We start from the raw sequence: 26,840 nt of genomic DNA, 5'->3' as shown, positions 1-26,840 counted from the left end.
TGTTGTGTTTTAATTATTAATAAAATATCTAAAAATTTCTAATAGTTTATAATATCAAATTCTTAAATCGATGATACAGATGCTCCATTAAAACCCCTGTAGAGAGACGCGCCATGGCACGTCTCTACAGTAGACTTTAACTTCCTAAGACCGAGTTGGTAATGGATTTAATAGACTGATAAGCCTCGGTTAAGGTTTGAGAAATGGGTTGTTGATGGTGTAAAAATACTCTGGCACAATTGCGACCCGGTAAGCCAGAAATTGAACCACCTGGATGAGTTCCTGCTCCGGTTAAATATAATCCTTTAATCGGGGTATGGTAATTAGCAATTTCTGGTAAAGGACGGAAGAACATCATTTGTTCTAAGGTCATATCAATGTGATAGTAATTCCCATTCAAGGCTCCTAATCTTTCTCCTAATTCTGCTGGACTTTCCACCCGACGAGCAATAATCGATTGTTTTAAATTCGGAGAATAGTCCGCTAATTTATCTAAAACTCGATCCGCTACTTTATTCTTTAATTCATCTGTCCAACCTGTTCCTTTTAACCCCGTTCCTTCGGCTCCTTCAATTTGATAAGGCGCAAAAAATTCAATCCAAAGGGTATGTTTTCCGTCAGGAGCCATGGTTGGATCAAGCATTGTTGGAACCACAACATACATCGAAGGATCAGCATCAGGAATTTTGCCTAAAGTAGTATCATGGTGAGCAATTTCCACCTGTTTAACCGAGTCCGCAATTAATACAGAACCTATTAAATATTCATCTCGATGATCATGATGTTCAAACCGCAAAGGTTCCGATAATGCACAATCAATTTTGAGAATCGTTTCATTATTATTAACAATTCGCCGTTCTAACCGTTCTCGCAATTCAGAATCTGCATGATCGACATCCGCAGCATCCATTAAATGCAAAAACAAGCGTTTAGCATCAATATTAGAAATTACTCCTTTATTGGCTCGATATTCTTTGCCATTGGCAACCCTAACTCCAATGGCTTTTCCATCATCAACTAATACTTTTTCAACGTGTTGATCCGTTAAAATTACACCGCCATGAGCTTGAATTAAATTTAATAAAGCTTGAACTAATGCTCCTGTTCCTCCTTTCGGTCTAGCCATACCTGGATGATGTCGCATGGTCATCATCATCGCACCAACGGCGAGATTTTTTTGTGACGGTGGCGTTCCTAATTCTGATGCTAACCGAGCTAAAGGTGCTTTGAGAAATTCCTCATCAAACCATTCATTTAATAAGTCCTCAGCACTGCTTAACATAGTTCGGGCAAAATCGAGGGCTTTTTCCGGGGAACCCAGAACAGAAAACAAATCTTTCAGTTTACTAATATTGTAGTTTCCAGCAATATCAATAACAGATTGAGGGGGAGCGCTAAAAATGGGAATTGCAGCATTAATAAACCGTTGCCAAAATCCGACAAACTCTCGATATTTAGCGGCATCTCTGGCATTATATCGTCCAATTTCAGCACAGGTTTCTTCAATCGATCTATGGGCTAAAAAGTATTTGCCATCAGGATGAGGACAAAATACAACTGGATCACAAAATAAATATTCTAATCCATATTTATGCAGTTCTAATTCCTCTACTACTGGCCCTAAATGAATAAATTCATGATCAATGGCACACAGATTAAATTTAAACCCTGGAGCTTCTTGAGGAAGGGCTTCTTCTGTAGTAGCAGCACCCCCAGGAACAGACCGCTTTTCGAGTAATAAAACACTGTATCCGGCTTTTAAAAGATAAGACGCACAGGTTAAACCGTTGTGACCTGCTCCAATAATAATAACGTCGTAAGTTTCCATGATTAATATCTTTGTGTTGAAGTTTTTTGATAGAATGATAGGGGGCATTAAGACTCTAAAAAAATGCACCCCTAGTCCGAAAAAATATTTAAGCTTGGTGAGGATTTCCATCCCCAATAACAGCAATTTTATGGCGATAGACTAATTCACCACCATACCATCCTGTAATTCCTAAAAGTCCAGCCACAACTAAAGATAGAATAATTCCCCAAGGAGCAATACTATCAATAACATTATCCCACCGTAAAAATAAACTAATTCCTGATAATACTAACGCAGTAATATTACCGACCATGTGAATCCATCCCGCTTTATGTTCTCGGACTCGATGAATTTTAAAGAAATCTAACATTCCTGTTAATCCAGCTAAAATTCCAGTTAAAATTCCACCTACAATTAACCAAAATGATGCGGTTGCCCAAAATGAGGAATTGGTGAATAAAAATAGAATATCTGTCAATAAGGCTGTTGTTAAAAAGGCAACGGGAAAGGTAACAATTAAAGGATGCAGAGGATGTCCTAAAATCGCAACACTACTGGGAATCCCACTATCATAATATTCCTGTTCGTTGCCTTCAATTAAAGGTTCTAAATGAGTAATGCGGGTCATAAGTTGATCTCCAATGGTAAATGTAGGTAAATGTCTGAGGTTGAGCATAAACTTCAACCAAAACTAACTAGCTGATGGAAAAGATTCAACATCGGCTTCTGCTAACAAGGTGATTTTTTGAGGCTCTAAATTTAAGCGTTGAATGCGAAGATTTACCCCTTTCAAGTTAAAATTATCTAAATTTAAGAGTTCGCTAGATTCATCAATTAACGCCTGAGTTAATTCAGGAGAAACATTTCCTCCTTGAGAATATTGAATATCCTTGAGTTGAATCGTTTTGCGATCTGAACTGACCTCCGGTAAGGCTGTAAATGCAATTTTTGAGGATTCTCCCTTGGGGTGTGAAATCAGATAAGCTTGGAGAAAAAATCGACCCTCTCCAGGGAGTTTGAATTCAACCGCTTGAGTATCAATAATGTTCTGATTTCCCTCAACTGCAATTTCTAAACCTTGCAGTTTTTTGAGAATATAATCAGAATTAAAAGCCCGATTAATATCGGCTTCTGTTAACACAACTTCAGCCGTTGCTTGGGTCGGATGTTTAAGTTCAATTTGTCCGAAAGCAACACTCAGGGGATTAATAGAAATTTCAGAAGTTTTCATTTCCATTTTTTCCATTCTCAAGTCGCTTTTCATCACCATTCCTGTTCCTGAAATTGTGGCGGAGTCAACTTGACCCTGAACTAACTTAATCGGATCAGTATTAACATTGACATCCAGTTCTTCAACTTCATCTAATTGACTAGCTAGAGTCATTTCTGCTAGTTTGCTTAAGGCTTGTTCTCCTAAATCATCGTGTTTCTGACTCACTCAAATTATCCTCAGTCTGGGTTGAGGATATTGTATAGAATTGGAGCAAACTGTTAATCTATATTTAGGTAGAGAACCGGATTAAGTTTATGCCTCCTGATGGAGAAATATCGAGATATTTTTCATAATCTATTCCTGAAGAAAGAGGAGAACAATATTGTTTTTGATAATAGTAGTTTTAGTAATGCTTATTTTTTGGGAGAATAAAAAAATGGCTCATCAGAATCATAAATCTGGACTTGAAATTGTCCTACAATGTGCAGTTGAGTGTGAACACTGTGCCGATGAATGTATCGGAAATATGCCAGAATGCGCTCGTTTATGCCGAGATTGTTCTCAACTCTGTTGGGCAATTGCAGGGTTTATGAGTCGCGGTTCCCGCTTTATTGCGCCTCTGTGTCGGACTTGTTTAGAAATTTGTGAAGCTTGCGCTAAAGAATGTCAAAAACACAATAACACTCACTGTCAAAACTGTGCTAAAGCTTGCCAAAATGTGGCTGAAGAATACCGCAAAATTGCAATGGTGGGTGCTGCGATTTAAGGTTGTCTTTTAATCATAATAACGAAATCTCTAGCTATTCTCTAACTCTGTTTCCAAATTTTAATGCTTCCATCTCCATGACTACTGGCGAAAGTATGACCATCGGGGGTAATAAAAGTAACGGAATAAATCGCGCCACCTTGAGGGTTTAAACTCTCGATTAATTCTCCAGTGTGTAAATTCCAGATATTAATCGTTTGATCAGAGCTACCACTGGCTATTCTATTACCATCAGGACTAATTGCAACGGTATAAACGCAATTTTTATGGTGATTTAACGTGCGAATCAGTTGACCTTTTTGCAGATTCCAAATAAACAGTTTACCATCATCGCTACTCGTGACAATAAATTGATTATCGGGACTAATGGCTAAAGATCGGATATAAAATCGTTGAACTAAAGTTCGGCAAATTTTCATATTTCTCAAGTCCCAAATCATCACTTTTCTATCCCTTCCCCCACTAACAATAAAATCCCAATTAGAAGTCATATCGACACAATCAACAGCCCCAGAATGTTTATAAAGGGTTCTGAGGTTTTCTCCGGTGGCGACTTTCCATAACTGCACGGTATAATCCCAACAGCCACTAATTAAGTTTTCGCCATCGGGCGTAAATTTTAAACTGGTAATATAATGAGAATGCACTTTAATAGTTTTGATTAATGCTCCGGTTTTTAAATTCCAGAGTTTTATAGTATTATCACAACTCCCACTGGCTATTATAGAAGAATTGGGACTAATAGCAACGGCATAAATATGATCGTGATGTCCAGTAAAGGTGTGTAACAATTCTCCGGTTTGAGGATTTAAAACTTTAACACTTTTATCTTTACTTCCGGTGACTAAAATTTGACCGTTGGTGCTGATAGTACAGCAAAAAATATTAGCGGAATGGAGTTTTAGAGTTTGGATACAATTCCATTTTTCGACGGTTGAGAGAGGTTCATTAATTTTTTGAACATCTCGAATCATCAAATTAATTTCTTGAACTGCATTAATATTCCCTTGTTTAGAATATAAATCGGAAGCATCTAATAAATTATCAATAGCTGCCTGTTTTTGACCTATTTTAAAGTAAGCTATTCCGCGATAACGATAAGCATCTGCATAAGTAGGTTGTAGTTGTAATGCTTTCGTATAATTTTTAATGGCGGTTTGATAATCTCCCTGTTGTTCAGCACAATTTAACCCAGATTCTAGGTAAAAATCAGGATTATTGGTTAAGCCTTTTAAAAAAAACTCCAATCCTTCGCCGTAATGTAAATCATTAATCTGCAATTTAACAATACTTTTATTTTGATAATATTCTAAACTGATTTCTTTTTGTTCAATACGCTTCTGAAGTAAACGGGCGGGAAGAAACCCAGCAATAATGGCGGAATATTCGGATTTAAACTCATCAAATTTAATACTATTTTGAGAATCGGAATAAATTAAAATACAAACAATAGCTTGATTTTGAGTCATTTCTTCCCAACTGATCCACCATTGGGCAGTGCTGGGGAAACTATAGCGGGTTTTCACTTGAATGCCAATGGAATCATCCGTATGAATACGGAGATCAACACGGCCATCCCCACTGTCTGGGATAATTTCATAGTTAATATAACTTACAGAATCCCCTAAACATTTTTTAACGATTTCTTCTCCCAGTTTCCCCATCAGAGTATTTCTGAAAACGACTTGAGGGTCAGCTTTCCGATATTTTCTAACCATATCCCAAGCGTGTTGACGAATGGGGTTTAAGTCCTGACCCGAAAGGGTTTTAATTTCTCCATATCCAAGTTTTTCATAACGGTATAAACTGTTTAATCCAGTTTTGAGGCGCTGAATAAAGTGTCTTTGTTGGTTTTTGAGATAATCATTCATGTACATAGGTCTTGTGATTCCCTCTGAATTGGTGCAATCCCTGGTTTCATTTTATAGTGATAGGGAGGATAAAGTGATAATAAATATAATAGCCGCACGCTACAAACTTTTGATCCAGGTTCTAAATTGTTTTAGGGTAGCGTTTCGTCCTGATATTTGAATTTGTTGTAAATATTGAGGAATAATATCCGTTAAGGGTAAATTTGGGAAGGTGGGACTGTATTGAGTTTGTTGATAGTCTCCATTTTGCAAAATATAAATTTTTAAGATCCTGTTTTCAAATCGCCAGAGTTCAGGAACCCCTAACGCAGCATAAATATAAGGATGGGTGCGGGAAGTAATATCAATTTCTAAGGCTAAATCTGGAGGGGGATCAACGGTTAAATCTAATCGTTTTTTATTTCTAACTAAGGCTTCATGTTGAATATAAAAACAGTTATCGGGTTCTATTCCTTGCTGCATGAGTTGATTTTTGAAAGTCGTAGAACCCAAAGGAAAAAATTCGATATCGAGTTCTTCTAATAACGCTTTAATTAAATCACTCACTAATTCTTTACTAGATTCGTGTTCAGGTAAAGGAGTCATAATTTCTAAGGTTCCATTCGCATAAGCAATTCGGGATGAACGATGTTCGCCTAATTCTTCTAAGATGGTTTCAAATTCTTGCCAAGTAATATGATTCAAGAACACCGTTTGTCCGGGGGGAACCGTAATCCGTTTTAGTTCTAACAACATTGTTAAACCTTCTGTAATAATCAGGATCAATTAAGTTAAGCCTAGTTTAAATTGTAGAAGAAATTCCGCCTTTGCTGCCTAAGCGACTTGATGATCCGCAATGGGAATTCCATAAATGCCCCTTTTATGGCAATCTATTAGTTAATAGGAGACACTATTCTGATCGCTGATTGAGATCAATCTATTATTAACTATGCAAACTTTACCTGTTCCAACTCAACCGACATCCGATCAAACTCCGGTGGATACGATGATTCACCGCCGCAAGACTCGCCCTGTCCAGGTGGGAACTGTTACCATTGGGGGGGGTCATCCGGTTGTTGTCCAATCGATGATTAATGAAGATACGATGGATATTGATGGGGCGACGGCTGCGGTACGTCGTTTACATGAAATCGGGTGTGAAATTGTGCGGGTGACAGTTCCCAGTGTGGGTCATGCGACGGCTGTTGGTAAAATTAAACAGAAATTAGCCGAAACTTATCAACCTGTTCCGTTAGTGGCGGATGTTCATCATAATGGCATGAAAATCGCCCTGGAAGTGGCAAAATATGTGGATAAAGTGCGGATTAATCCAGGGTTATATGTATTTGAAAAACCTAAAAGCGATCGCACCGAATATACTCAATCTGAATTTGATGAAATTGGCGATAAAATTAGGCAAACCTTAGAACCTTTAGTGGTTTCTTTGCGTGATCAAGGAAAAGCCCTGCGAATTGGCGTAAATCATGGTTCTTTAGCCGAAAGAATGTTATTTACCTATGGCGATACTCCAGAAGGCATGGTAGAATCGGCGTTAGAATTTATTAAAATTTGTGAATCTTTGGATTTTCAAAATATTGTGATTTCCCTCAAAGCATCACGGGTTCCGGTGATGGTAGCAGCGAACCGTTTAATGGTCAAACGGATGGATGAATTAGGCATGGATTATCCCTTACATTTAGGGGTGACAGAAGCCGGAGATGGAGAATATGGTCGGATTAAATCAACGGCTGGAATTGGTACGTTATTAGCCGGGGGAATTGGGGATACGATTCGAGTTTCTTTAACCGAAGCGCCTGAAAAAGAAATTCCCGTTTGTTATAGTATTCTGCAAGCTTTAGGACTGCGGAAAACGATGGTGGAATATGTCGCTTGTCCGTCCTGCGGTCGGACTTTATTTAACTTAGAAGAAGTCTTACATCAAGTCCGTGAAGCCACAAAACATTTAACGGGTTTAGATATTGCGGTGATGGGATGTATTGTGAATGGCCCCGGAGAAATGGCGGATGCAGACTATGGTTATGTTGGTAAACAACCGGGCTTTATTTCTCTTTATCGCGGTCGAGAAGAAATTAAAAAAGTCCCTGAAACTCAAGGGGTAGAAGAATTAATTAACTTAATTAAAGCGGATGGCCGTTGGGTTGATCCTTAATTTAATTCATGTAGAGACAATTTAATTCATGTAGAGACAATTTAATTCATGTAGAGACAATTTAATTCATGTAGAGACGCGCCATGGCACGTCTCTACTAAATCCTGTTCCCAGTTCACAGTTCCCTAGCTCTACGCGCTATAAAGGTCAACAGTCAACTGAAACCTGTGCTACATTGGGCGTATTGATATTGAAATTTATATTTTCTGGTTCAGCAAACAGATGGTTATTTCAAGAAGTGGGCTTGTTCTTGGTGCAACGGCAGTGATGTTAACGGCTGTGGCGGTTGCAGGGGCGGGAATTCATCTTTCGAGTCAAGCATCCTTTCGGGAAAGTCCCAAGGAGTTGATTGACGAAGTTTGGCAGGTGATCCATAAAAGTTATGTGGATGGAACCTTTAATCAAGTGGACTGGACGGCTGTTCGCACTGAATATTTAAACCGCAACTACACCAGCGACGAACAAGCCTACACCGCTATTCGGGAAATGTTGAAGAAGCTCGATGACCCCTACACGCGCTTCATGAACCCCGAAGAATTCAAAAATATGCAAATTGATACGTCTGGGGAATTAACCGGGGTCGGGATTCAATTAACCCAAGATGAAGAAACGAAAAAATTAGTGGTGATTTCTCCCATTGAAGGTTCTCCAGCATTTACCGCCGGAGTTCAAGCCCAAGATATTATTAGTGAAATTGATGGTCGCAGCACCGAGGGAATGGATATTAATGAAGCGGTGAGTTTAATTCGCGGGCCAGTGGGAACAAAAGTTAATATTAAAATATTACGGGGAGATAAACCTTTAGATTTTAATATTACTCGCGATCGCATTGAAATTCATCCGGTTCGTGCGTCTAAAAATACAAGTTCGGCGGGAGAAATTGGTTATATTCGCTTAAATACTTTTAGCGCGAATGCGTCTGAAGAAATGCGCGAAGCCATTAATGATTTAGAGAAACAAAATGTGGCAGGTTATATCCTTGATTTACGGTCTAATCCGGGGGGATTACTGTATTCTAGTATTGAAATTGCTCGAATGTGGTTAAATCAAGGCGATATTGTTTCTACGGTTGATCGTCAAGGGGAAACAGACCGTCAAAAAGCCAATAATCGGGCGTTAACCAATAAACCTTTAGTGGTTTTAGTAGATGGGGGTTCAGCCAGCGCCAGTGAAATTTTATCCGGTGCATTACAAGATAACAAACGGGCGGTTTTAGTGGGAACAAAAACCTTTGGGAAAGGGTTAGTTCAATCTGTCCGAGGGGTGGGAAATGGTTCGGGTTTAGCCGTAACCATTGCGAAATATTTTACTCCCAGTGGTCGAGATATTAACCATGAAGGCATTCAACCGGATATTAAAGTTGAACTCACCGAAGCCCAACGAGATGAGTTAAGAAAAGATCGAACAAAAGTAGGAACAACGGCTGATCCTCAATATGTTAAAGGGTTAGAAATTCTCAAGGGCGAAATTGCTAAAACAAAACAAGGAACCCAAGCTCAATCTAAATAATTAGAAGCGAGAATATAGGGGCGGGAACACTCGCCCTTAATGATTAATGATAACATTTTCTGTGAAAATTCTGAGAAAATTGAAGATGAAATCTTTAAAGGGGCGCTACAGATAAAATTTATGGCAAGCAAATACCGCAAATCTGGTTATCATCCGATTCGCAAGCTCAAAGTAATCTTAGCAGGTCTTCAGATTGCGATCGCAACGGAGTTTAGTGTTGCTTACAAAGTCATTTTATCTGTCGTCGTCTTAGTGATTGCTGTGATTTTTAGCCAATGGCCGGATCTCATATTTATTTTTTTAGTGACGGGGCTAATGTTAATCGCTGAATTATTCAATAGTGCCATTGAAGGTTTATGTGATTTTTTGGAACAACAGTATGATGAGAAAATTCGCGCTATCAAAGACATTTCTGCTGCTGCTGTTGGCATCAGTATTTTAATTTGGGCAGTGGCTTTAATTTTTGAAAGCCACCATCTGTGGTCGCTATTAATATGAAATCCCATTACAGATGATCCCGCCTAACCCTGTAGAGACGTTGCATGCAACGTCTCTACAGGGGGGGGATTTGTAGCCAAAGGTTTAATTTAAAGGAAAAATTAATTCCAATCACCCTACAGAAATTTTTATTTATTTCCTATTAGATTGTTTAAACAACCAAACACCATCTCGATAATATTTTAATTGAAAATGAGGATGATTTTGTAAACGTTTTACTAATCCGATGATTAATTCAGGAGAACTCGGCCATCCGGGGTGACGTTGGTTTAATAAGACATATTGAAAGGGTTCTAAATCGAGTGTTTCTCGTCCTTCAATGGCTAACTCTAGGCGAGGACGATGGGTGAGATGGGGGGCGATTTTATCCGTTGTTAAGACATTATCCTGAGTTTTAATATAGCTGAGGGCTTCCCGTGTTGCTTGCCAATTATCCAGGGTTGTTAAATATTTAGAGGTAAAATAACCATATTTTGCTAAAGCAAAAAATGCAATTAAAGACCATAAAATTATCCATTTTCGATGTTTAAACCATCCTTCACCGTTGGCTAAATTTTCAATAACTGCTAACATCAGAAAGGGTAAAATCGCTAAGGAATATTGTTGCGTTAAATTCTTCATTTGTGGATTTTCCGCTAACAGATTTAAAAATAAAATCGGGGTGGCAGAAATTAGGGGGGTTAAATGTCGCCCCCATAAGCCCCAAATTAGGGGAATTAGAAGCAAAATTAAGTATTCTAAATTGGCTAAGGTTAAAATTTTACTTAATACTAATCCCGGTTTTAATAGAATATTTAAGGTAATTTCAGAGAGAGAATTACCGAGAAAACTATAAACTCCAACGGCGATGGGGGGTGCTTGGGAAAAGTGGGGGATAATGAATTCTGTAGAGATGAAAAACCACAAGAGTCCTAAAATTATTGAGAGCATAGCATAACGCCATTTTTTCTCAAATATTAATAGCCAAATTCCCATTGCGATTAATAATACAGATAAAACTTCTTTGCAACCTAAAATAATAAAAATTGTGAAAATAAATCCTAAAATATTATTGCTTCTAGCAAATAAAACGGCATATAAAATTGCAGGTAAAGCGATGACTTCGGGGTGAAAATCAAATAAATTAACATTAAAAATTAATGGATATAATAAATACACAAAAGCTAAGGTTTGAGCTTGGGTTTCCTTTAAACCCGCTTGTAACGATAGCTGATAAGTCGGTAACGCACCCAAGGACAGGGAAAAAGCTTGAATCGCAAATAACCAATGAACATCAGGATAAATTTTATAAAATAAGGCAATAATATACAGAATATAAGCGGCATGATCTCCTAAAATATGTAATCCTCGAAAAGATACAAAGGGTTCTTTTCCTTGGCTGATTAAATAAATACCATTATCAAAAATTCCTAAATCATAAGCATTAGATTGAAATAAAGCATGACGTAAACTGCTAGAAATAAATAAAATAAAACTACTAATAATAATTGCTGTTATGACTGAATGAATTTTAATTATTTTAAAGGAAATATTCATATTATTAGGGTTTAATTTTGTTCATCCAGTCGGAAATTGTTGAAAATTCGGCTTGCTTTTTTAACCAAATTAAATACTTTTCTAGTCGATTTAATAAATGAATTCCTGATAAACGCTTCATAGAATTCGGAAGTTTAAATTTAGAAATATCCGTAAATTCCCAAGGATGAAAATTGAGATTAAGATAGCGATCGCTATCAAGAGTCATTTTAGAAGCAAACTGAATTAACGGAAAGGGAAGGTTTTTGAAACTTAACCCAAAGAGGGGAAAGGGGACAAAGGGTGTTACAGAGAGGGGAAGATTGAGTAAATGATCACAATAATGAACTGTGCGACGTTTACCCTGATAATAATTCGAATTGAAGGAAGAATGGTATTGATATCCTGATGCTAAAATCGCTTGTTCATTAATGATTTGCTGTTCTCCCATACGGAACCCAGAAACCGTTTGTCCCGAAATTTCTTCTAACACTTGTTTAGATTTCCACAAATCTTCCGGGGAAAATTTAGAATGATAAAAACCGTGAGAAGCGATTTCATGGGTTCTCGCGATCGCTTCTATTAATTCAGGATGATTCAATGCAAAATTAGCCGTGACAAAAAAGGTAGCCCTAATGTGTAAATGTTCGAGTAAAGATAGGATATTTCTTAATCCCATTAAAGAAATATCAAACTGGACAGAAGGTTTAATTTTCTCCCCATATTTCAGGGGAGCATCAAATTCTTCTACATCAAAATTCAGGAGAATATACTTCGTCATAACACCCTAAATCATCTAATTAAGCGGTTGTACAATCACTTCAATATTATTAGGATACCCTCTCGTAATTACCCGATCTTGCCCCATATTTGCCCAAGTTAATCGACCATTAACATAAATTTCTGCCCGAATTCTATAAATCCCATTCTGTTGAATTTGGGCGGGATTATAAATCAAAGAAAAGGGAACCGGAACCTGTTGACCCCGTAACGGAATGGTTTGTTGAGCAATATTTCGAGGTGCACGATTTGGACTGGTTGTATCTTGTAATGTAACAACAACAGTTGAATTTGGAGGTAATGCAATGCGTTGACGGTAAGTAATTGTTCCAGTTACTTTTGATTCTTGGGGTCGTTGATTTCCTTGGGTTCTGAGTACCCGTTCTGTAATTGGTCTTTGATTATTATTCGGTTGAATTGTGAAGCTTCTGGAGTTCACTTGATAGGATGCTTTTTGAGAATTTCCCGCATAACCGTCTCGCTGTTGTTGCACAGAAAAGCGATCAAACAGTTGTCCATTACGATAACTGACCGCCATGAATAAACCCGATTGTCCTTGACAAATATTAATGTGATAATTCTCTGTCATAAAATATGCTTCCTGGGGAACACCGCGACAACCTTGAGTCGCAAAATCTATTTCTCGTTGTGCGAGGACGGGAGGAATAATATTAAGGGCTGATGTTAAAGTTAATACTGTAGACGTTAGGAATAAACGGACAAGAAATGGACTTTTTTGTTGATTTTGGGTGCTGATCATCTTTTTCCATTGTAATCTGCTCAAATTGATATTATATCATTATTGTTTCATGGCATAAACCCTTAAGCTACCCAAAGATGTTGAGCAAAGCGAACTGAAAAACTAATCAGTAACAGGGTAAAAAATCCCAAGGTGACATAACCCCAACGACGATGATGGGATAGCATTACCCCTAAAGCTAAACTAACAGAAACAATCCCATAAGCTAAACGACTGAGGGAAATTGTACCGCCAGATGCTAATAATAAACCTAAGGCACAGAAGCCATAATTAACTGCGACTAAACTGAGTTCATAACGTAAATACCAGAGTAAATAACCACCCCCTAAAATAATCGCTGTGTTGAGTAAGGGATCACCTGCAATTAACCATAAAATAAACAGTAATAAACAGAAACTATAATCAAATTTTACCTCCCCTAATTGATCACGATATCGCCAAATAAAATAACCGATTATAGCAATAATTATAACTAAAAGTGGATGCCAAGGATCAACAATTGTACCTTTTTTCCAATTTTGAGAACCGATTAAAATTTGCATCACCATTTTCAACCATCCTTGACTATCAAATCCGGTTTGGCGTTGCCATTGGGTGTGTTGAACGGTAATAAAGGCAATGGGATTATTAAATTTTATCCAACAATAGAGGCTATAAAATAATAAACCACAGCCACTTAATAAACCCGATAAATAAGCGATCGCAGGTTTTCGTTTTTGCCAAGCTGTAATTAGAAAAGCTGGAATTAAAGCGATTCCAGTAATGCGCGTTGCCGTTGCTAAACTCCCCCATAAAATCCCTTGAGGATACTTTTCTAAATCAAAGGCTTTTAAGGCAGCAATACTCAAGAATAAAAATAAACCTTCCGTATAAATAACAGTGCCAAAAATTGATAATGGACACCAAGCTAATATAGCTGTTGCCCAACGGGCAGCTTGAGAATTATTGGTGATTTCCACCCATTGATACAGTAAAATTAAAGCCCCAAAAAAAGCAAAATTATTAATTAAAACCCCTGCCACTTCAAAGGGTAAGCCTAAATTCATTAATCCTCGAATTAATAACGGAAATAAGGGAAAAAATGCCACATTTCCGCCCGGTTCTGTCTGGTTAATGATTTCATATCCCGAAGTCGCAATAATTTGATAGAGGGGACTATCCCAAGCAGAAAAAACTCCCCAGCCCCACGCAGAAGAAACGGGAGAAAATAAAGCACTTGCGAAGAAAGTCAACAGAATAATACTGCGACTCAGTATCCCCATTGTTAAGGCAAAAATAATCCCATTAGATTGACAAATTGTGGCAATTTTAGTTAAAAAATCTAGTAATTTAGCAACAAGTTGAGTTAGCACCTTCCGATAATTCATAGGTTGTTTTTTCACGCCCTTATTTACAATTCAATTAAAAATCAACTTTAATTTACAATTAGAGAAATTCTACCAAGGATCAGGCAAAATTGACATTTTTAATAAAAATTGCAGATTCAGATAAATTATGCTAGAAAAATGAATAAGGGAAGAAAAAGCTGACCCGTGCTTTCTCTGTAACTCAAAACCTCGATTTGTGCCAGGAAATGTCCTATGTTTTTCAATGCAACTCAACTTTTAATTGATAACTTTGTTGAACAACTTCGCTCAGGATATCATCATACCTATGGGAGATTTAATGCCCATTATGGGGATATTGTCGCTTGGGCTGGAGGGATGGCTTTAGAAAATATTGCCAATAGCGATGCCCTCTATCATGATGTTGAACATACCATAATCGTTACATTAGTCGGTCAGGAAATTTTACGCGGAAAACATATCCGTGAAGGTGGGGTTTCTAGCGAAGATTGGCTGCATTTTATGATCTCTCTAGTTTGTCATGATATTGGTTATGTTAAAGGGGTTTGTCGCCAAGATCGAGAGGGATATTATGCCACAGGATGTGATGAAAACAGGGTACTTTTGCCCTTTGGATGTACAGATGCGAGTTTAATGCCTTATCATGTTGATCGGGCTAAATTGTTTATTAAAGAACGATTTGGGGGACATCCTTTAATTCAGTCAAATGTGATTCAATCTAATATTGAACTGACGCGATTTCCAGTTCCTCAAAAATCCGATCATCAAGATACAATCCATTATCCCGGTTTAGTGCGGGCGGCCGATTTAATTGGTCAATTAAGTGATCCTCGATATCTTCAAAAAATTAGTGCCTTATTTTATGAGTTTGAAGAAACAGGATTTAATCAAAAAGCAGGCTATCATAATCCCGGAGAGTTGCGAAGAAATTACCCTCAATTTTATTGGCATAAAGTTTATCCCTATATTAAAGATAGTCTACGGTACTTATCTTTAACTCAGCAAGGCCAACAAATTATTGCCAATCTGCACGCCAATGTCTTCCTGGTTGAACATGAGGAAACCATCAAGGAGGTTGTTATGGTTTAATCTGTTTAATCGTTGAAGGATAAGATTTTAATGTTCCATCAGGTCATCTATCCCAAAATAGGGTAAACTACTTTATATTTTAAATTTTTCATGAGTTCCATGACGAATTCTGTTTTTTCGCCTTTACAAAGTCGTTTACTCACGGGGTTACTGATTTTAGTCGTGAGTTGGTTAAGCTTTCAATTTTTAGGTTATGTTGGCGAATTAATCAGTATATTAGTGACCTCTGGATTAATTGCCTTTCTTCTGAACTACGCCGTAGCAAAATTAGAACGCTTTATTCCGCGAGGAATTGCCGCCGCTTTAGTGTATTTAATTGCAATTGTAACCTTTGTAATTATTGCCTTAACTCTTGTCCCACCTGTCTTTAATCAAGGACGACAATTAATTACTCGATTACCCGAATTAATAGAATCAGGACGGCAACAGTTAGCGGAATTTCAAGTTTGGAGTGCTGAACGAAATTTACCCTTTGATGTGGGAATTTTACAACAGCAACTGTTGTCTCGAATTCAATCAACCATTGAACCCATCCTGACCGGAAGTTTAGGCTTAGTTCTGGGAACCTTTAATTGGTTTTTTGACTTAATTTTTATTTTGGTCATTGCCTTTTATATGTTATTAGATGGGGAACGGTTATGGAACCTCCTAATCACTATTTTATCCCCCCAAATTCGAGAGGTTTTAACCTTTTCACTAGAACGAAATTTGAAAAAATTTGTCTTAGGACAAACCTTGCAGGGAATATTTATGGCAACCACCTTAACCGTTGCCTTTTTAATGTTAAAAGTTCCCTATTTCCTGTTATTTGCCGTTGTGATTGGATTATTGGAAATTATTCCATTTGTAGGAGCAACATTAGGGATTGGAACTGTCACTATTATTGTCGCTTTTATTGATTGGTGGCTGGCTTTACAAGTGTTAGCGGTTGCCATTGCAATTCAACAAGTGAAGGATAATATTGTTGCCCCTCGAATTATGGGAGATTTAACCGGATTAAGCCCTGTAATTATTTTTAGCGCTTTATTATTAGGAGGAAAAATAGCCGGATTATTAGGATTTATTCTGGCGATTCCGATGGCTGGGGTGGTTAAAAGTATTATTGAAGTGGTTGTTGATCCCACTTTACCCCCTCAAACCGGTTCCTTCTTTTATAATCCTTTAGATTCAAAAGTTAACTTAACGCCAACGGAAACTTTATCTCTAGCCGAACAAGAACGCTTGAAGGTGTAAACTAAAAAAATAGAGACGCAACTCTACACGTTTTTCAACAATTCTTTGAGTGAAAAATCTGAACTATGAAATGGTGGCAACGACTTAAAACTAATCCTTTAGCTCAATTTGGAGCCGGAATTTTATTGTTATTTTATGTGATCGTCATTGCAGCAGATTTTGTTGCGCCTTATAGTCCTTATGAATCGCAACTGAACGCTTCATTATTGCCACCGACTCAAATTTATTGGTATAACCAACAAGGGGAATGGATTGGCCCCCATGTTTACCCCACAACTCAAGGCCCGGTGGATATTGAAACGGGAATTCGTCAACTTAATGTTGATAAAAGTCAGCCGAGTCCTGTCCGATTTTTTGTCCAGGGAGAACCCTATAAAATATTAGGAATTATCCCGTTTAATCGACATTTATTTGGCACAATTGGAGCCGGACAAATTAACCTAGTGGGAACCGATGAACAAGCTAGAGATCAATTTAGTCGGATTATTTTTGGAGGTCGAATTAGTCTCACTATTGGATTAGTAGGAATTCTAATTTCGTTCCCGTTAGGAATGATTTTTGGAGGAATTTCTGGTTATTTTGGGGGGTGGTTAGATACTTTTATTATGCGAAGTGTTGAAGTATTAATGATAATTCCTGGGTTATATTTATTGGTCGCATTAGTAGGTATATTACCCCCGCAAATAACCAGTACCCAGCGTTTTTTATTGATTGTGGTGATTATTTCCTTTATTAGTTGGGCTGGGTTAGCACGAGTAATTCGAGGACAAGTTTTATCGATTAAAGAACAACAATTTGTCCAAGCTTCACGGGCGATAGGAGCTAATTCTTTCTATATTATTACTCGTCATATTTTACCCCAAACCGCAACCTATCTCATTATTTCGGCTACATTATCAATTCCCAGTTTCATCATTGCAGAATCAGTTTTAAGCTTTTTGGGTTTAGGAATTCAACAACCCGATCCCTCTTGGGGAAATTTATTATCTTCGGCAACAAATGCCTCAATTTTAGTGTTACAACCTTGGTTAATTTGGCCCCCTGCTATTTTAATTATTTTAACGGTATTAGCTTTTAATTTATTAGGAGATGGGTTAAGAGATGCCCTTGATCCTCGGAGTCTGCAACGATAAAAACAATTGAATTCAAGTTCTACTGATGTTAACTGATAAATCTGGATGTCGAAATGTTGTGATTGTTGGAGGCGGCCCATCGGGACTCGCGATCGCTTTAATGTTAGCAAAACGGGGCTGGACAGAAATTACTGTTTTAGAAAAACGAAAAACGGCTGACTATTACGAACCCGATAAAGCGTTTAACTATCAAATTGATGGTCGAGGTCAAAAATTATTGGATGGGCTGGAATTAACCCCAAATCTAGCAGAAATGAGTGTTTCTAGTCAAGAATTTTACTTAACTATAATTCAACTTAATGGAAAGCGAAAAACGATAAAATTACCCTTTATTAATCCTAATCGAAAAACAGCTTATTGGTTGCCTCGAAGAACCTTTGTTTCTTTACTTTATGAAGAAATTGAACGTAATTGGCAACAGCAAATCACTGTTTTATTTGAAACGAAATGTATTGAATTAAATCAGAAACAGGAACAATTGCAGGTCATTGTTGAATCAAAAAATAGCGAATTAAAGCGTTTTACACCGGGTTTTGTAGTCGGTTGTGATGGTTTAAATTCTATTGTTCGTCAAACCCTAAACGACTGGGAAAAACCTGATAATCATCGCTTTGAAATGCAGTATTTCCCCTCGCCTAGTTCAGGACTGCGCTATCAAGTGTTAACCTTACCGCCTCAATTTCCGCTTTCAAACCAACTAGATGATCAATCTGTCTGTACAATGGCTTATGCAATTCGGGGTAAAGCCGTAGAAGGTCAGAAAAAAATTTCTTTGGGTTTATTACCAATGAAAAATCCCGATGAACCTCGAACTGCTAATATTATTACTTATCCTCATCATAAAATTTGGACTTTGAAAACAAATGAAGAATTATATCATTTTTTAGAACAATCTTTCCCTCAATTATCCATTCGTGATATTATTTCTGAGTCTGAAATTACCCGATTTGTCAACAGTCAAGGTGGTGTTTTTCCCGTTCCTCAATTTTGTTCAGGATTACACTTTTTATTAAAATCTGATCAAAATTTCTCGGCTATCCTTTTATTAGGAGATGCAGTCCATTGTTTTCCCCCCGATATTGGTCAAGGGGTCAACTCAGCGTTAGAAGATGTCTATATTTTACAACAGATTCTCGAAGAAACTCAAGATGATTTATTGTTGGCTTTACCGCTATATGAAACTCGACGTTCTGGAGATATTGAAGCGTTAATTCGTTTAGCTCAAACGGTTTTTCCTTGGCAATATAACCAAAATGGGTTCCGTCGAAAGTTATGGGATATCACCTTTTTAATTAGACTGCTTCTGAATCGATTTTTGCCTTTCTTTTTCAGTCCTCCTGCATTTTTAATGATTCAAGATTATCAACTCAGTTATCAAGAAATTTGGCATCAAAACCAACGTACAAATCAACGTTTGCTGATTTTCAGTATAACGCTGTTAGGCCTATTATTCGTTCTAGGATTCAGTTTTAACGTTTAACTCAAATAAGATTGAGAAGCTAACTTCTACCTTGTTCACCCAGGTAGGACGTTAAAGTTTGATAATCGGAAAAATCTGAACAGTTAATGGCTTGTTCTGTTAACGCAATTTTGGGGTTAATGGTACACTTTAATTGATAATTTCCGGTAAAAAATTTACAGGTTGAACAAGGAATTTCATGTAATTTTTTAACCCTGGTTATTCCTTGGGTCAGCATTCTATAGGTACTCCAGATTAACGAAAAAACTAATAACCAAGCAACACTAAAGCAAACAATCTGCAATAGGATCGGTAAAATAAGATTAAAAAAATATAGAATTTGAGACATGGCAGTTAGGAATAACAAAGAGGTAAGCTAAAGCTAATACTCATCTATTCTGAAGGGATGACTGTTTTCCCTCATCTAACTTCAGCATGATCTGTTTGTGAATTCGGTTTGTAAATTAAGCGATAAAGCTCATCCATTGAAGAAGTCTCATCATTGATTACAACCGAAATTAACAAAATCTCTACCTTAAGTTAGAAAATAAATTGATCAGAAATCGGTAAAGTATTGATTACTTCTCTATGAAGTTAAGCTTGGGAATTGAAATTTTCTGGATTCATATTGCTAAATATCCCTTAACTCCTTTTTGGATTATTTAATGGGATTTTTAAGTAAAAAATGTCCTCTTTTGAGGGTTGAGATTGCCATCTTTATCGATAAAGTTGGTGATGAATTGTAGCGTTTCGTTTCAACGCTGAAACACAATTTCTCCAAAGTTGGGTGTTGCTAGTGCAGTCGGGTTTGATTTTTTTCTATCCCTTTCTCTGATTCATGAATGGGTTTTTTTTTAATATTAACCCGGATGCACTGGCTCATCTTTAGCAACTTGGATTCGCTCTGATGGAGTCAGTAAATACATGGCAGCGAAATTCCCAAAATTTGATCAAGGTCTGGCTCAAGACCCAACCACTCGCCGAATTTGGTACGGGATTGCCACGGCCCATGATTTTGAAAGCCATGATGGCATGAACGAGGAAAATCTCTATCAAAAGATTTTTGCCTCTCATTTTGGTCATTTGGCGATTATCTTTTTATGGACATCCGGCAACCTGTTCCATGTCGCTTGGCAAGGAAATTTTGAACAGTGGATTCGAGATCCCCTGCACATTCGTCCCATTGCCCATGCCATCTGGGACCCCCAATTTGGCAAACCGGCGGTGGAAGCCTTCTCCCAAGCCGGAGCTATAAACCCCGTTAATATTGCCTATTCGGGCGTTTATCATTGGTGGTATACCATTGGGATGAGAACCAACGCCGATCTCTATCAAGGCGCTGTGTTCCTCCTGCTGTTGGCGGCATTGTTTCTGTTTGCAGGATGGTTACACCTTCAACCCAAATATCGTCCGAGTTTGTCTTGGTTTAAGAATGCAGAGTCTCGCTTAAACCATCACTTAGCGGGTTTGTTCGGGGTGAGTTCCTTGGCTTGGACAGGCCATTTAGTTCACGTTGCCATCCCGGAATCCCGTGGCCAGCACGTCGGTTGGGATAACTTCTTGACCACGTTGCCCCATCCAGCCGGACTCAAACCCTTCTTTACGGCAAATTGGGGGGTTTATGCCCAAAATCCTGATACAGCACGGCACGTTTTTGGCTCATCGGACGGGGCAGGAACGGCGATTTTAACGTTTTTGGGCGGGTTTCATCCCCAAACTGAATCGTTATGGTTGACGGATATTGCCCATCACCATTTAGCGATCGCAGTTATCTTTATTATTGCAGGTCATATGTACCGAACCAACTTCGGGATTGGCCACAGTATTAAAGAGATGTTGAACTCGAAAGATCCGTTGTTTGGGGTTCCCACCGAAGGACAGTTCAACTTACCTCACCAAGGTTTGTATGATACCTATAACAACTCCCTGCACTTCCAGTTAGGAATTCATCTGGCTGCGTTGGGGGTGGTGACGTCGCTGGTGGCGCAGCATATGTATTCGATGCCACCCTATGCGTTTATCGCCAGGGATTATACAACCCAATCGGCGCTGTATACCCATCATCAATATATTGCTGGGTTTCTCATGGTCGGAGCCTTTGCCCATGCGGCCATCTTCTGGGTACGGGACTATGACCCCGACCAAAACAAAGGCAACGTTTTAGATCGGGTTTTGAATCACAAAGAGGCGATTATTTCTCATTTAAGTTGGGTGTCTCTATTTTTGGGATTCCATACCCTGGGTATATACGTTCACAATGATGTCGTCGTTGCCTTTGGGACACCGGAAAAGCAAATTTTGATTGAACCTGTGTTTGCTCAGTTCATTCAAGCAGCGCACGGTAAAGCCCTTTATGCAATGGATGTGTTACTGGCGAACCCTGACAGTATTGCCCATACCGCTTGGCCGAATCATGGGAATGTTTGGTTGCCCGGTTGGTTAGCAGCGATTAATTCGGGTAAGAATTCGCTATTTTTAACCATTGGCCCTGGGGACTTCTTAGTTCACCATGCGATCGCTCTCGGTTTGCATACTACCACCTTAATCTGTGTTAAAGGTGCTTTAGATGCCCGTGGCACTAAACTGATGCCTGATAAGAAAGACTTCGGTTTTACCTTCCCTTGTGATGGCCCTGGACGGGGCGGGACTTGTCAAACGTCAGCTTGGGAGCAATCTTTCTTCCTAGCGACCTTCTGGATGTTGAATACCCTGGGTTGGGTAACATTCTATTTCCACTGGAAGCATTTAGGGGTCTGGCAAGGAAACGTTGCTCAATTTAATGAAAGCTCAACCTATATTATGGGTTGGTTACGGGATTACCTTTGGCTGTATTCAGCCCAGGTGATCAATGGTTACAACCCCTACGGAACCAGTAACCTCTCGGTTTGGGCCTGGATGTTCCTGTTCGGACATTTGGTTTGGGCCACTGGGTTTATGTTCCTGATCTCTTGGCGAGGTTATTGGCAAGAACTCATTGAAACGTTAGTTTGGGCCCATGAACGCACCCCTCTGGCGAACCTCGTGATCTGGAAAGACAAACCCGTTTCGCTGTCAATTGTTCAAGGATGGTTAACGGGTTTAGTTCACTTTACGGTGGGCTATATCCTCACCTATGCTGCATTTCTACTGGCTTCAACGGCTGGGAAATTTGGCTGATCATCCCTGAAATAATCAATGCTTAACCATAGGGGTGACGAAAGTTGCCCCTATGTTTTTGGGCATAAATTAATTTTTTCAACTTCTTAGAAATCAGGTTAGCTATGATAGGGATGAACCCTGTTGCAACACCAACCAAAATGAGTATTAATCTCACCTCTGCAAAAAGAGCAATGATAATATTAGTATCCAACAAGTATCTACCACTCATTGATATCTACCCTTTCACAATCTTGCTCAATTGCCTGACGCATCAATTGGAGGTCATCAGAAGAGATGCAGCCAGCAAAACGGAGTAATTGCTGTCCGGTTGTCCCTCGAACTTCTTTTTTTACTAATGTTCGTGCAAATTTGAGTACCTGCCATTGCAAATCCTCTGGCATGACTTTTAGTTGTTCCACAACTTCATCAATGATGGAAATGTTCATTTTGTTTTTGTTAACTCCTTTCTTCTATCATACTTAGAATTCATCTTGTTTCTAGGTTTGAGCTAGAGTAGTGCTTGGATAAATGTTGTATCTAAAAACAAGCGATCGCTATTGATCATTCTGTTTCCTGACTTTTGGGCGTACCCTAGAGATAATGGTCGTGTTCTGTAGACCCAAAAGCAATACAAGATCTTTTATAAAATCCGAATATTCATTGCTTAGAACTGCATTGATTAATGATTGCCTTTCTCAAGAAATCTTCCAAAGAATTCTCGATATAAATTAGTGCTATCAATAACAATAAGATTCTTCCGAGCGCGTGTAAGTGCAGTATAAATCAACTCATTGAGGGAACCTTCCTCTTTAATCTTATCGGTATTGGAGATAATTAATACCAGAGTGTGTGTTTCCCATCCCTTAAATGAGTGAATAGTTGAAAGCTTGACAGTTCCAGCATTGGGCCAAAAGTGAAGCTTACGCCCTCGCCGAATCTCTTCTAAACCTCTCTTAAAGCTTGGATCTTTTTCAGGATTTTTAACATTGTTTCGTTCAGATTTAGCTAAAAGATTTTTATATTCTTCTTCTGTCTCACCCGCATGAGTTGTGCATTCGTGCGCTTCCTTGCGAAATTGATACTCTAAAGTGCGGACTGCCTCATGGGTTGGAGCAAGGATTACTAGGTCGTTTGGATGAATATTAAGGTCTAAAATTTCCTTTTGTATAAGGCAGAAAATATCTTTATCGCTAATTCCTGGCTTGTGATAGTATTTAACACTTGCAGGTGTTTCAAACAGGTTATTCTGCACCACTTCTACATCACTATCAAGTTGGTAACACCCCTTAAAATAGAAGTCTTGAAACGCTTGAGCAACACGAAGTGTCGCTGTTTCCATCCGAAAAGACTCTTTCAATTCATTCCACCGACCCGGTACAGTTGGAATAATAGGAAATCGGTCATCACCCATCTGGCGACCATAGACATTTTGCTTCTCATCACCGAAAACCACAAATTCACCATCTTCGGCGAGAAAGTAGTTGACCAGAAGACGTAGCCACTCTTGTTTGTAGTCCTGCACCTCATCTACTAAAATTGTTTGATAACGATTGATACGGTTCTTAACAGGTTCAAAGAAGTTTTCTTGATCAGATGCCATGATCAAATCTTCATATACAAGTCCATAATTATTGGATTTTGTTTTGAAAAATTGGTGGTAGTTTGTAATCTCAAAAGCTGACCAGGTAAAGGGTGCACGAACTTCACTGACGCGATCATGGATGTAATTTCGTAGTGTAATATTGAATGTAAGAATCAGCACAATCTCCTTTGTGCGACTATATGCAGCTACAGCCCGTGCAGCCAGAACTTTTGTCTTGCCACAACCAGCTACACCACGGACTTTCTGACGCTTATTAGCATAACTTTGAATTAGCTCTTGTTGACGGTTTGTGTATTGAATTTCTCTACCAATATCAGGTGTATGTTCAGGTGGGTTTAGGAATCGTTTAAAACTTTTATATAAATCTTTATTAAAGAGTTTGGACGGGGTATTCAGTCGTGCTTTACCAAGTACCCTATTAAAAAAAATAGCATTTAGAGCATCATTCCCTAAGATTTGGGTATAGCCTGGATTCGAGCAAAAACTTTCAGCACTTTTTGTACTCTCATTATCGAAGTAAACAGCAGTTTGAACGACAGAGAAAAATTTGGAATCTTGAATCTTAGCTTCAAATAGTTTATCAATATGGAGTTTATAAAGATTTTCTTTGTAACTCTCAACCTGCTTCAAAGGTGAAAGGATTTTGCTCTCGTCCTTTTTGAGAAGCCAGGAAAAAGATCCACCTTTGGGATTTGTATAATTGCTGAGTTTCCAATCCTTGACCTCAATCACGAGTACACCTGCATCTGGTCGGACAATTACTAGATCAGGGCGATCGCCATTGAGAAAAGGCTGAACATAAATTTCATAGTTATCATTGAGATTATTGAGCAAAAAGTCAAGTAGATGTCTCTCACCAGGAGTAAGAGGGACTCGGAAGTTATTAATATCTTCTAAGGGTGGAAAGCACTGTGCCATAGCTTTGTCAATAAATATATTCTACTAAAATTATAAACCTCTACTGATATTTTGTACGAAACTTAAATCACATTAGTTTAATGTTATTTGGAAACCGAAAAAGCATACACTTTAAACAACTATTCTTCCCAAACCCATTGACCCAAACCCCAACAATACATCCATATTCTCGATACCAATACCGGGGTGACTCGCTTGGAAGTTGGCCCCCAAACCATTACGCTGCGGGATCATGATCGCCTTGCCTTGCGTCCAGAGTCCATGATCGTTGTCCCCCCTCGCTATTATTGCATCATTGCTAATCCGGTTTTGCGGGATGAAGACGGTCAACCCTTGGCAGATCAACATGGTCAAATTCGGCTGCGCTATCAAGCTAATTCCATGACGACATCAATTGTATGTCCTAAGACTTCATAGACTTTTCGTTGTTTAAAAAGTTCTAAACAATCAGCATTAATTTTATTGTTGGCGGCTTCTTGTTGTAAGATTTTTAAAGCTGTTACAGTAGGTAATCCGCTTTTATAAGGGCGATCGCCGGCTGTTAGGGCATCATAAATATCTGCAATAGTAATAATTTGAGCTTGGATGGGAATTTCGGGGAATTTTAATCCCAAAGGATATCCGGTTCCATCCAGTTTTTCATGATGTCGATAAGCAATGGTGGGAATATTTTTTAAGTCATTTGTCCAGGGAATTTGCTTTAAAAATTCATAAGTATAACTAACATGGGATTCAATCTTTTCTCGTTCTTCTGGGGTTAAATTGCCTCGTTCTACTAACAGTTGATTAATTTCTTCTGAAGTTAATAAAGGTTTTATTTGTCCATCTAAATCTCGATAGGTCATTTGAGCCAGTTCCCGCAGATGGTTTAAGGGATCTTCTGCTAAAACTCTGGGTTCATTTGCTTCTAACAAAACAGCCCAATATTGGCTTAATTTAGCAATTGATTCTGATAATTTTGTATCTAATTCTGGGATAGATTTACAAAATTGACATTCCGTTTCTGGTGATAATTTCTGGGCGGAATGCTGCAACAAATGTTCGTATTTAGTTTGGGTACATTCTAATTCTAAGGTGCGTTGTGCTAAGGCAAATCGATGACGGATAATCTCTAATTGCAGCGAATAAAGTTTTTTCGGTTTGGTTAAAATTGCTTCAGGAACACCCACTTTCCCAAAATCATGTAATAATGCAGCATACCGAAGTTCTTGAAGTTGACGTTCACTAAAACAAAAAGGAGCTAAGGAACCCGAATGAACGGTATTCACTTCTTGACTTAAACGAACTGCTAATTCTGCTACTCGTTCTGAATGACCATAGGTACAAGGATCACGGGCTTCAATAACTTGTACAGACGTGCGAACAAACCCCTCAAACAGATGTTCAATACTTTCTTGTAAATGATTTCGTTCAATGGAAATAGCCGCTTGGGAGGCGAGCGATCGCAAAATTCGCTCTTCCCAAATCGAATAAGGTTGGGTCATTTCTACTGCATTTTCAGCCGTAATTGCCACATCCGGGTTGATTTTGCGGTTAATGAGTTGTAGAACCCCAATCACTTCTCCTTTGCGATTTTGCATCGGAACCACTAATACCGAACGAGTCCGATAACTAATATTTTCATCAAAACTACGATCCAGTTGATAGGGTTCATGTTCTGGTAAATTATAGGCATCGGGAATATTTAATGAAACGGATTTTAACGCCACATATCCAGCTAAACTTCGAGGAGTTAATGGAATGGCAAATTCTTTAAAGGATAAATTCGGTAAAGACGCATTTTGTGCCACTTTAAACAGCAATTTGGGGTTGTTATCACTGTGATCAATCAGATAGACACTCCCCGCATCACTCCAAGTAATTTCCCGACTTTTTGTTAATATTAAATTCAGCAGGGTACTTAACTCTTGAGTTCCAGATAGAGCCGTACCAATATCAAGCAGTTTCTCAATGAGTTCGGCTTGCTCATCGAAGTTATGGAACAATTCGGGTTTCTCAAAAATTATTTTCATTCGACACTTTCACTCCACTTCCCTCGAACTATTAATAC

General features: G+C 38.4%; 23 protein-coding genes. 10 read left to right on the top strand and 13 right to left on the bottom strand.

What is annotated here, in order from left to right; translation table 11 throughout:
- Window positions 1-136 precede the first annotated feature (136 nt).
- From crtO to IQ236_RS03985, 3 genes are read right to left on the bottom strand one after another with little or no spacing between them, the layout of a single operon-like run.
- Window positions 137-1,876 (bottom strand): beta-carotene ketolase CrtO, encoded by a 1,740-nt coding sequence (crtO, locus tag IQ236_RS03995; protein WP_193868064.1) that lies wholly within the window; start codon window positions 1,874-1,876, stop codon window positions 137-139.
- A 40-nt stretch (window positions 1,877-1,916) separates the two neighbouring features.
- Entirely contained in the window at window positions 1,917-2,486 is a 570-nt protein-coding gene (locus IQ236_RS03990) for a DUF2231 domain-containing protein (RefSeq protein WP_322744079.1), read from the bottom strand.
- 15 nt (window positions 2,487-2,501) lie between these two features.
- Entirely contained in the window at window positions 2,502-3,248 is a 747-nt protein-coding gene (locus IQ236_RS03985) for an LmeA family phospholipid-binding protein (RefSeq protein WP_193868063.1), read from the bottom strand.
- Between the two features lie 211 nt (window positions 3,249-3,459).
- Between IQ236_RS03985 and IQ236_RS03980 the strand changes: the two genes are divergently transcribed.
- A complete protein-coding gene (locus IQ236_RS03980; protein WP_193868062.1) occupies window positions 3,460-3,789 on the top strand; it encodes a four-helix bundle copper-binding protein in 330 nt (109 codons plus the stop codon).
- A gap of 41 nt (window positions 3,790-3,830) precedes the next feature.
- Here the strand turns inward: IQ236_RS03980 and IQ236_RS03975 are convergent, their stop codons facing one another.
- Both IQ236_RS03975 and IQ236_RS03970 read right to left on the bottom strand, forming a co-directional pair.
- The gene (locus IQ236_RS03975) at window positions 3,831-5,666 is read right to left on the bottom strand and encodes a WD40 domain-containing protein (RefSeq protein WP_193868061.1); all 1,836 of its coding nucleotides are present in this window, start codon (window positions 5,664-5,666) and stop codon (window positions 3,831-3,833) included.
- Window positions 5,667-5,759: 93 nt separating this feature from the next.
- The gene (locus IQ236_RS03970; protein ID WP_193868060.1) at window positions 5,760-6,395 is read right to left on the bottom strand and encodes a Uma2 family endonuclease; all 636 of its coding nucleotides are present in this window, start codon (window positions 6,393-6,395) and stop codon (window positions 5,760-5,762) included.
- 193 nt (window positions 6,396-6,588) lie between these two features.
- On the opposite strand from IQ236_RS03970, the gene ispG reads away from it, so the two are divergent.
- The 3 genes from ispG to IQ236_RS03955 all read left to right on the top strand — a co-directional run bounded on the left by ispG (window position 6,589) and on the right by IQ236_RS03955 (window position 9,816).
- Window positions 6,589-7,809, top strand: coding sequence for a (E)-4-hydroxy-3-methylbut-2-enyl-diphosphate synthase (gene ispG / locus IQ236_RS03965; RefSeq protein ID WP_193868059.1), 1,221 nt, complete (start codon window positions 6,589-6,591; stop codon window positions 7,807-7,809).
- A gap of 222 nt (window positions 7,810-8,031) precedes the next feature.
- A complete protein-coding gene (gene ctpC, locus IQ236_RS03960) occupies window positions 8,032-9,318 on the top strand; it encodes a carboxyl-terminal processing protease CtpC (protein WP_193868058.1) in 1,287 nt (428 codons plus the stop codon).
- 120 nt (window positions 9,319-9,438) lie between these two features.
- Entirely contained in the window at window positions 9,439-9,816 is a 378-nt protein-coding gene (locus tag IQ236_RS03955; RefSeq protein WP_193868057.1) for a diacylglycerol kinase, read from the top strand.
- Between the two features lie 132 nt (window positions 9,817-9,948).
- Here the strand turns inward: IQ236_RS03955 and IQ236_RS03950 are convergent, their stop codons facing one another.
- From IQ236_RS03950 to IQ236_RS03935, 4 genes are all read right to left on the bottom strand, one after another.
- Window positions 9,949-11,352, bottom strand: coding sequence for a DUF2079 domain-containing protein (locus tag IQ236_RS03950; protein WP_193868056.1), 1,404 nt, complete (start codon window positions 11,350-11,352; stop codon window positions 9,949-9,951).
- Between the two features lie 4 nt (window positions 11,353-11,356).
- Complete coding sequence (locus tag IQ236_RS03945) at window positions 11,357-12,112, bottom strand: polysaccharide deacetylase family protein (protein ID WP_193868055.1); 756 nt, start codon at window positions 12,110-12,112, stop codon at window positions 11,357-11,359.
- A gap of 15 nt (window positions 12,113-12,127) precedes the next feature.
- Entirely contained in the window at window positions 12,128-12,871 is a 744-nt protein-coding gene (locus IQ236_RS03940) for a YbaY family lipoprotein (protein WP_193868054.1), read from the bottom strand.
- Window positions 12,872-12,933: 62 nt separating this feature from the next.
- Window positions 12,934-14,238 (bottom strand): mannosyltransferase family protein, encoded by a 1,305-nt coding sequence (locus IQ236_RS03935; RefSeq protein ID WP_193868053.1) that lies wholly within the window; start codon window positions 14,236-14,238, stop codon window positions 12,934-12,936.
- 213 nt (window positions 14,239-14,451) lie between these two features.
- Between IQ236_RS03935 and IQ236_RS03930 the strand changes: the two genes are divergently transcribed.
- From IQ236_RS03930 to IQ236_RS03915, 4 genes are all read left to right on the top strand, one after another.
- On the top strand, window positions 14,452-15,306 hold the full coding sequence (locus tag IQ236_RS03930; protein WP_193868052.1) for an Npun_R2479 family HD domain-containing metalloprotein: 855 nt from the start codon (window positions 14,452-14,454) through the stop codon (window positions 15,304-15,306).
- A 99-nt stretch (window positions 15,307-15,405) separates the two neighbouring features.
- A complete protein-coding gene (locus IQ236_RS03925; protein ID WP_193868051.1) occupies window positions 15,406-16,539 on the top strand; it encodes an AI-2E family transporter in 1,134 nt (377 codons plus the stop codon).
- A gap of 65 nt (window positions 16,540-16,604) precedes the next feature.
- Window positions 16,605-17,672: an ABC transporter permease gene (locus IQ236_RS03920; RefSeq protein ID WP_193868050.1), complete on the top strand. Its 1,068-nt coding sequence runs from the start codon at window positions 16,605-16,607 to the stop codon at window positions 17,670-17,672.
- 25 nt (window positions 17,673-17,697) lie between these two features.
- Window positions 17,698-19,152 carry an FAD-dependent oxidoreductase gene (locus IQ236_RS03915; protein WP_193868049.1) on the top strand — a complete coding sequence of 485 codons (1,455 nt, stop codon included), beginning with the start codon at window positions 17,698-17,700 and terminating at the stop codon, window positions 19,150-19,152.
- Between the two features lie 19 nt (window positions 19,153-19,171).
- Here the strand turns inward: IQ236_RS03915 and IQ236_RS03910 are convergent, their stop codons facing one another.
- Window positions 19,172-19,480, bottom strand: coding sequence for a hypothetical protein (locus IQ236_RS03910; protein WP_193868048.1), 309 nt, complete (start codon window positions 19,478-19,480; stop codon window positions 19,172-19,174).
- A gap of 575 nt (window positions 19,481-20,055) precedes the next feature.
- On the opposite strand from IQ236_RS03910, the gene psaB reads away from it, so the two are divergent.
- Window positions 20,056-22,287 (top strand): photosystem I core protein PsaB, encoded by a 2,232-nt coding sequence (gene psaB, locus IQ236_RS03905; RefSeq protein ID WP_193868047.1) that lies wholly within the window; start codon window positions 20,056-20,058, stop codon window positions 22,285-22,287.
- Window positions 22,288-22,487: 200 nt separating this feature from the next.
- Here the strand turns inward: psaB and IQ236_RS03900 are convergent, their stop codons facing one another.
- The gene (locus IQ236_RS03900) at window positions 22,488-22,715 is read right to left on the bottom strand and encodes a hypothetical protein (protein WP_193868046.1); all 228 of its coding nucleotides are present in this window, start codon (window positions 22,713-22,715) and stop codon (window positions 22,488-22,490) included.
- Between the two features lie 233 nt (window positions 22,716-22,948).
- Window positions 22,949-24,790 (bottom strand): nuclease-related domain-containing DEAD/DEAH box helicase, encoded by a 1,842-nt coding sequence (locus tag IQ236_RS03895; protein ID WP_193868045.1) that lies wholly within the window; start codon window positions 24,788-24,790, stop codon window positions 22,949-22,951.
- 186 nt (window positions 24,791-24,976) lie between these two features.
- Between IQ236_RS03895 and IQ236_RS03890 the strand changes: the two genes are divergently transcribed.
- Entirely contained in the window at window positions 24,977-25,207 is a 231-nt protein-coding gene (locus tag IQ236_RS03890; protein WP_322744078.1) for a hypothetical protein, read from the top strand.
- Here IQ236_RS03890 and IQ236_RS03885 read toward each other — a convergent pair.
- On the bottom strand, window positions 25,159-26,802 hold the full coding sequence (locus IQ236_RS03885; protein WP_193868044.1) for an HD family phosphohydrolase: 1,644 nt from the start codon (window positions 26,800-26,802) through the stop codon (window positions 25,159-25,161). The genes IQ236_RS03890 and IQ236_RS03885 overlap by 49 nt on opposite strands.
- Window positions 26,803-26,840: the final 38 nt, after the last annotated feature.

Origin of the sequence: Planktothrix mougeotii LEGE 06226, assembly GCF_015207485.1 — a bacterium.
Classification (GTDB): domain Bacteria; phylum Cyanobacteriota; class Cyanobacteriia; order Cyanobacteriales; family Microcoleaceae; genus Planktothrix.
Note: the sequence above shows the minus strand (reverse complement) of the source record. Positions and strands in the feature narration are given on the sequence as shown.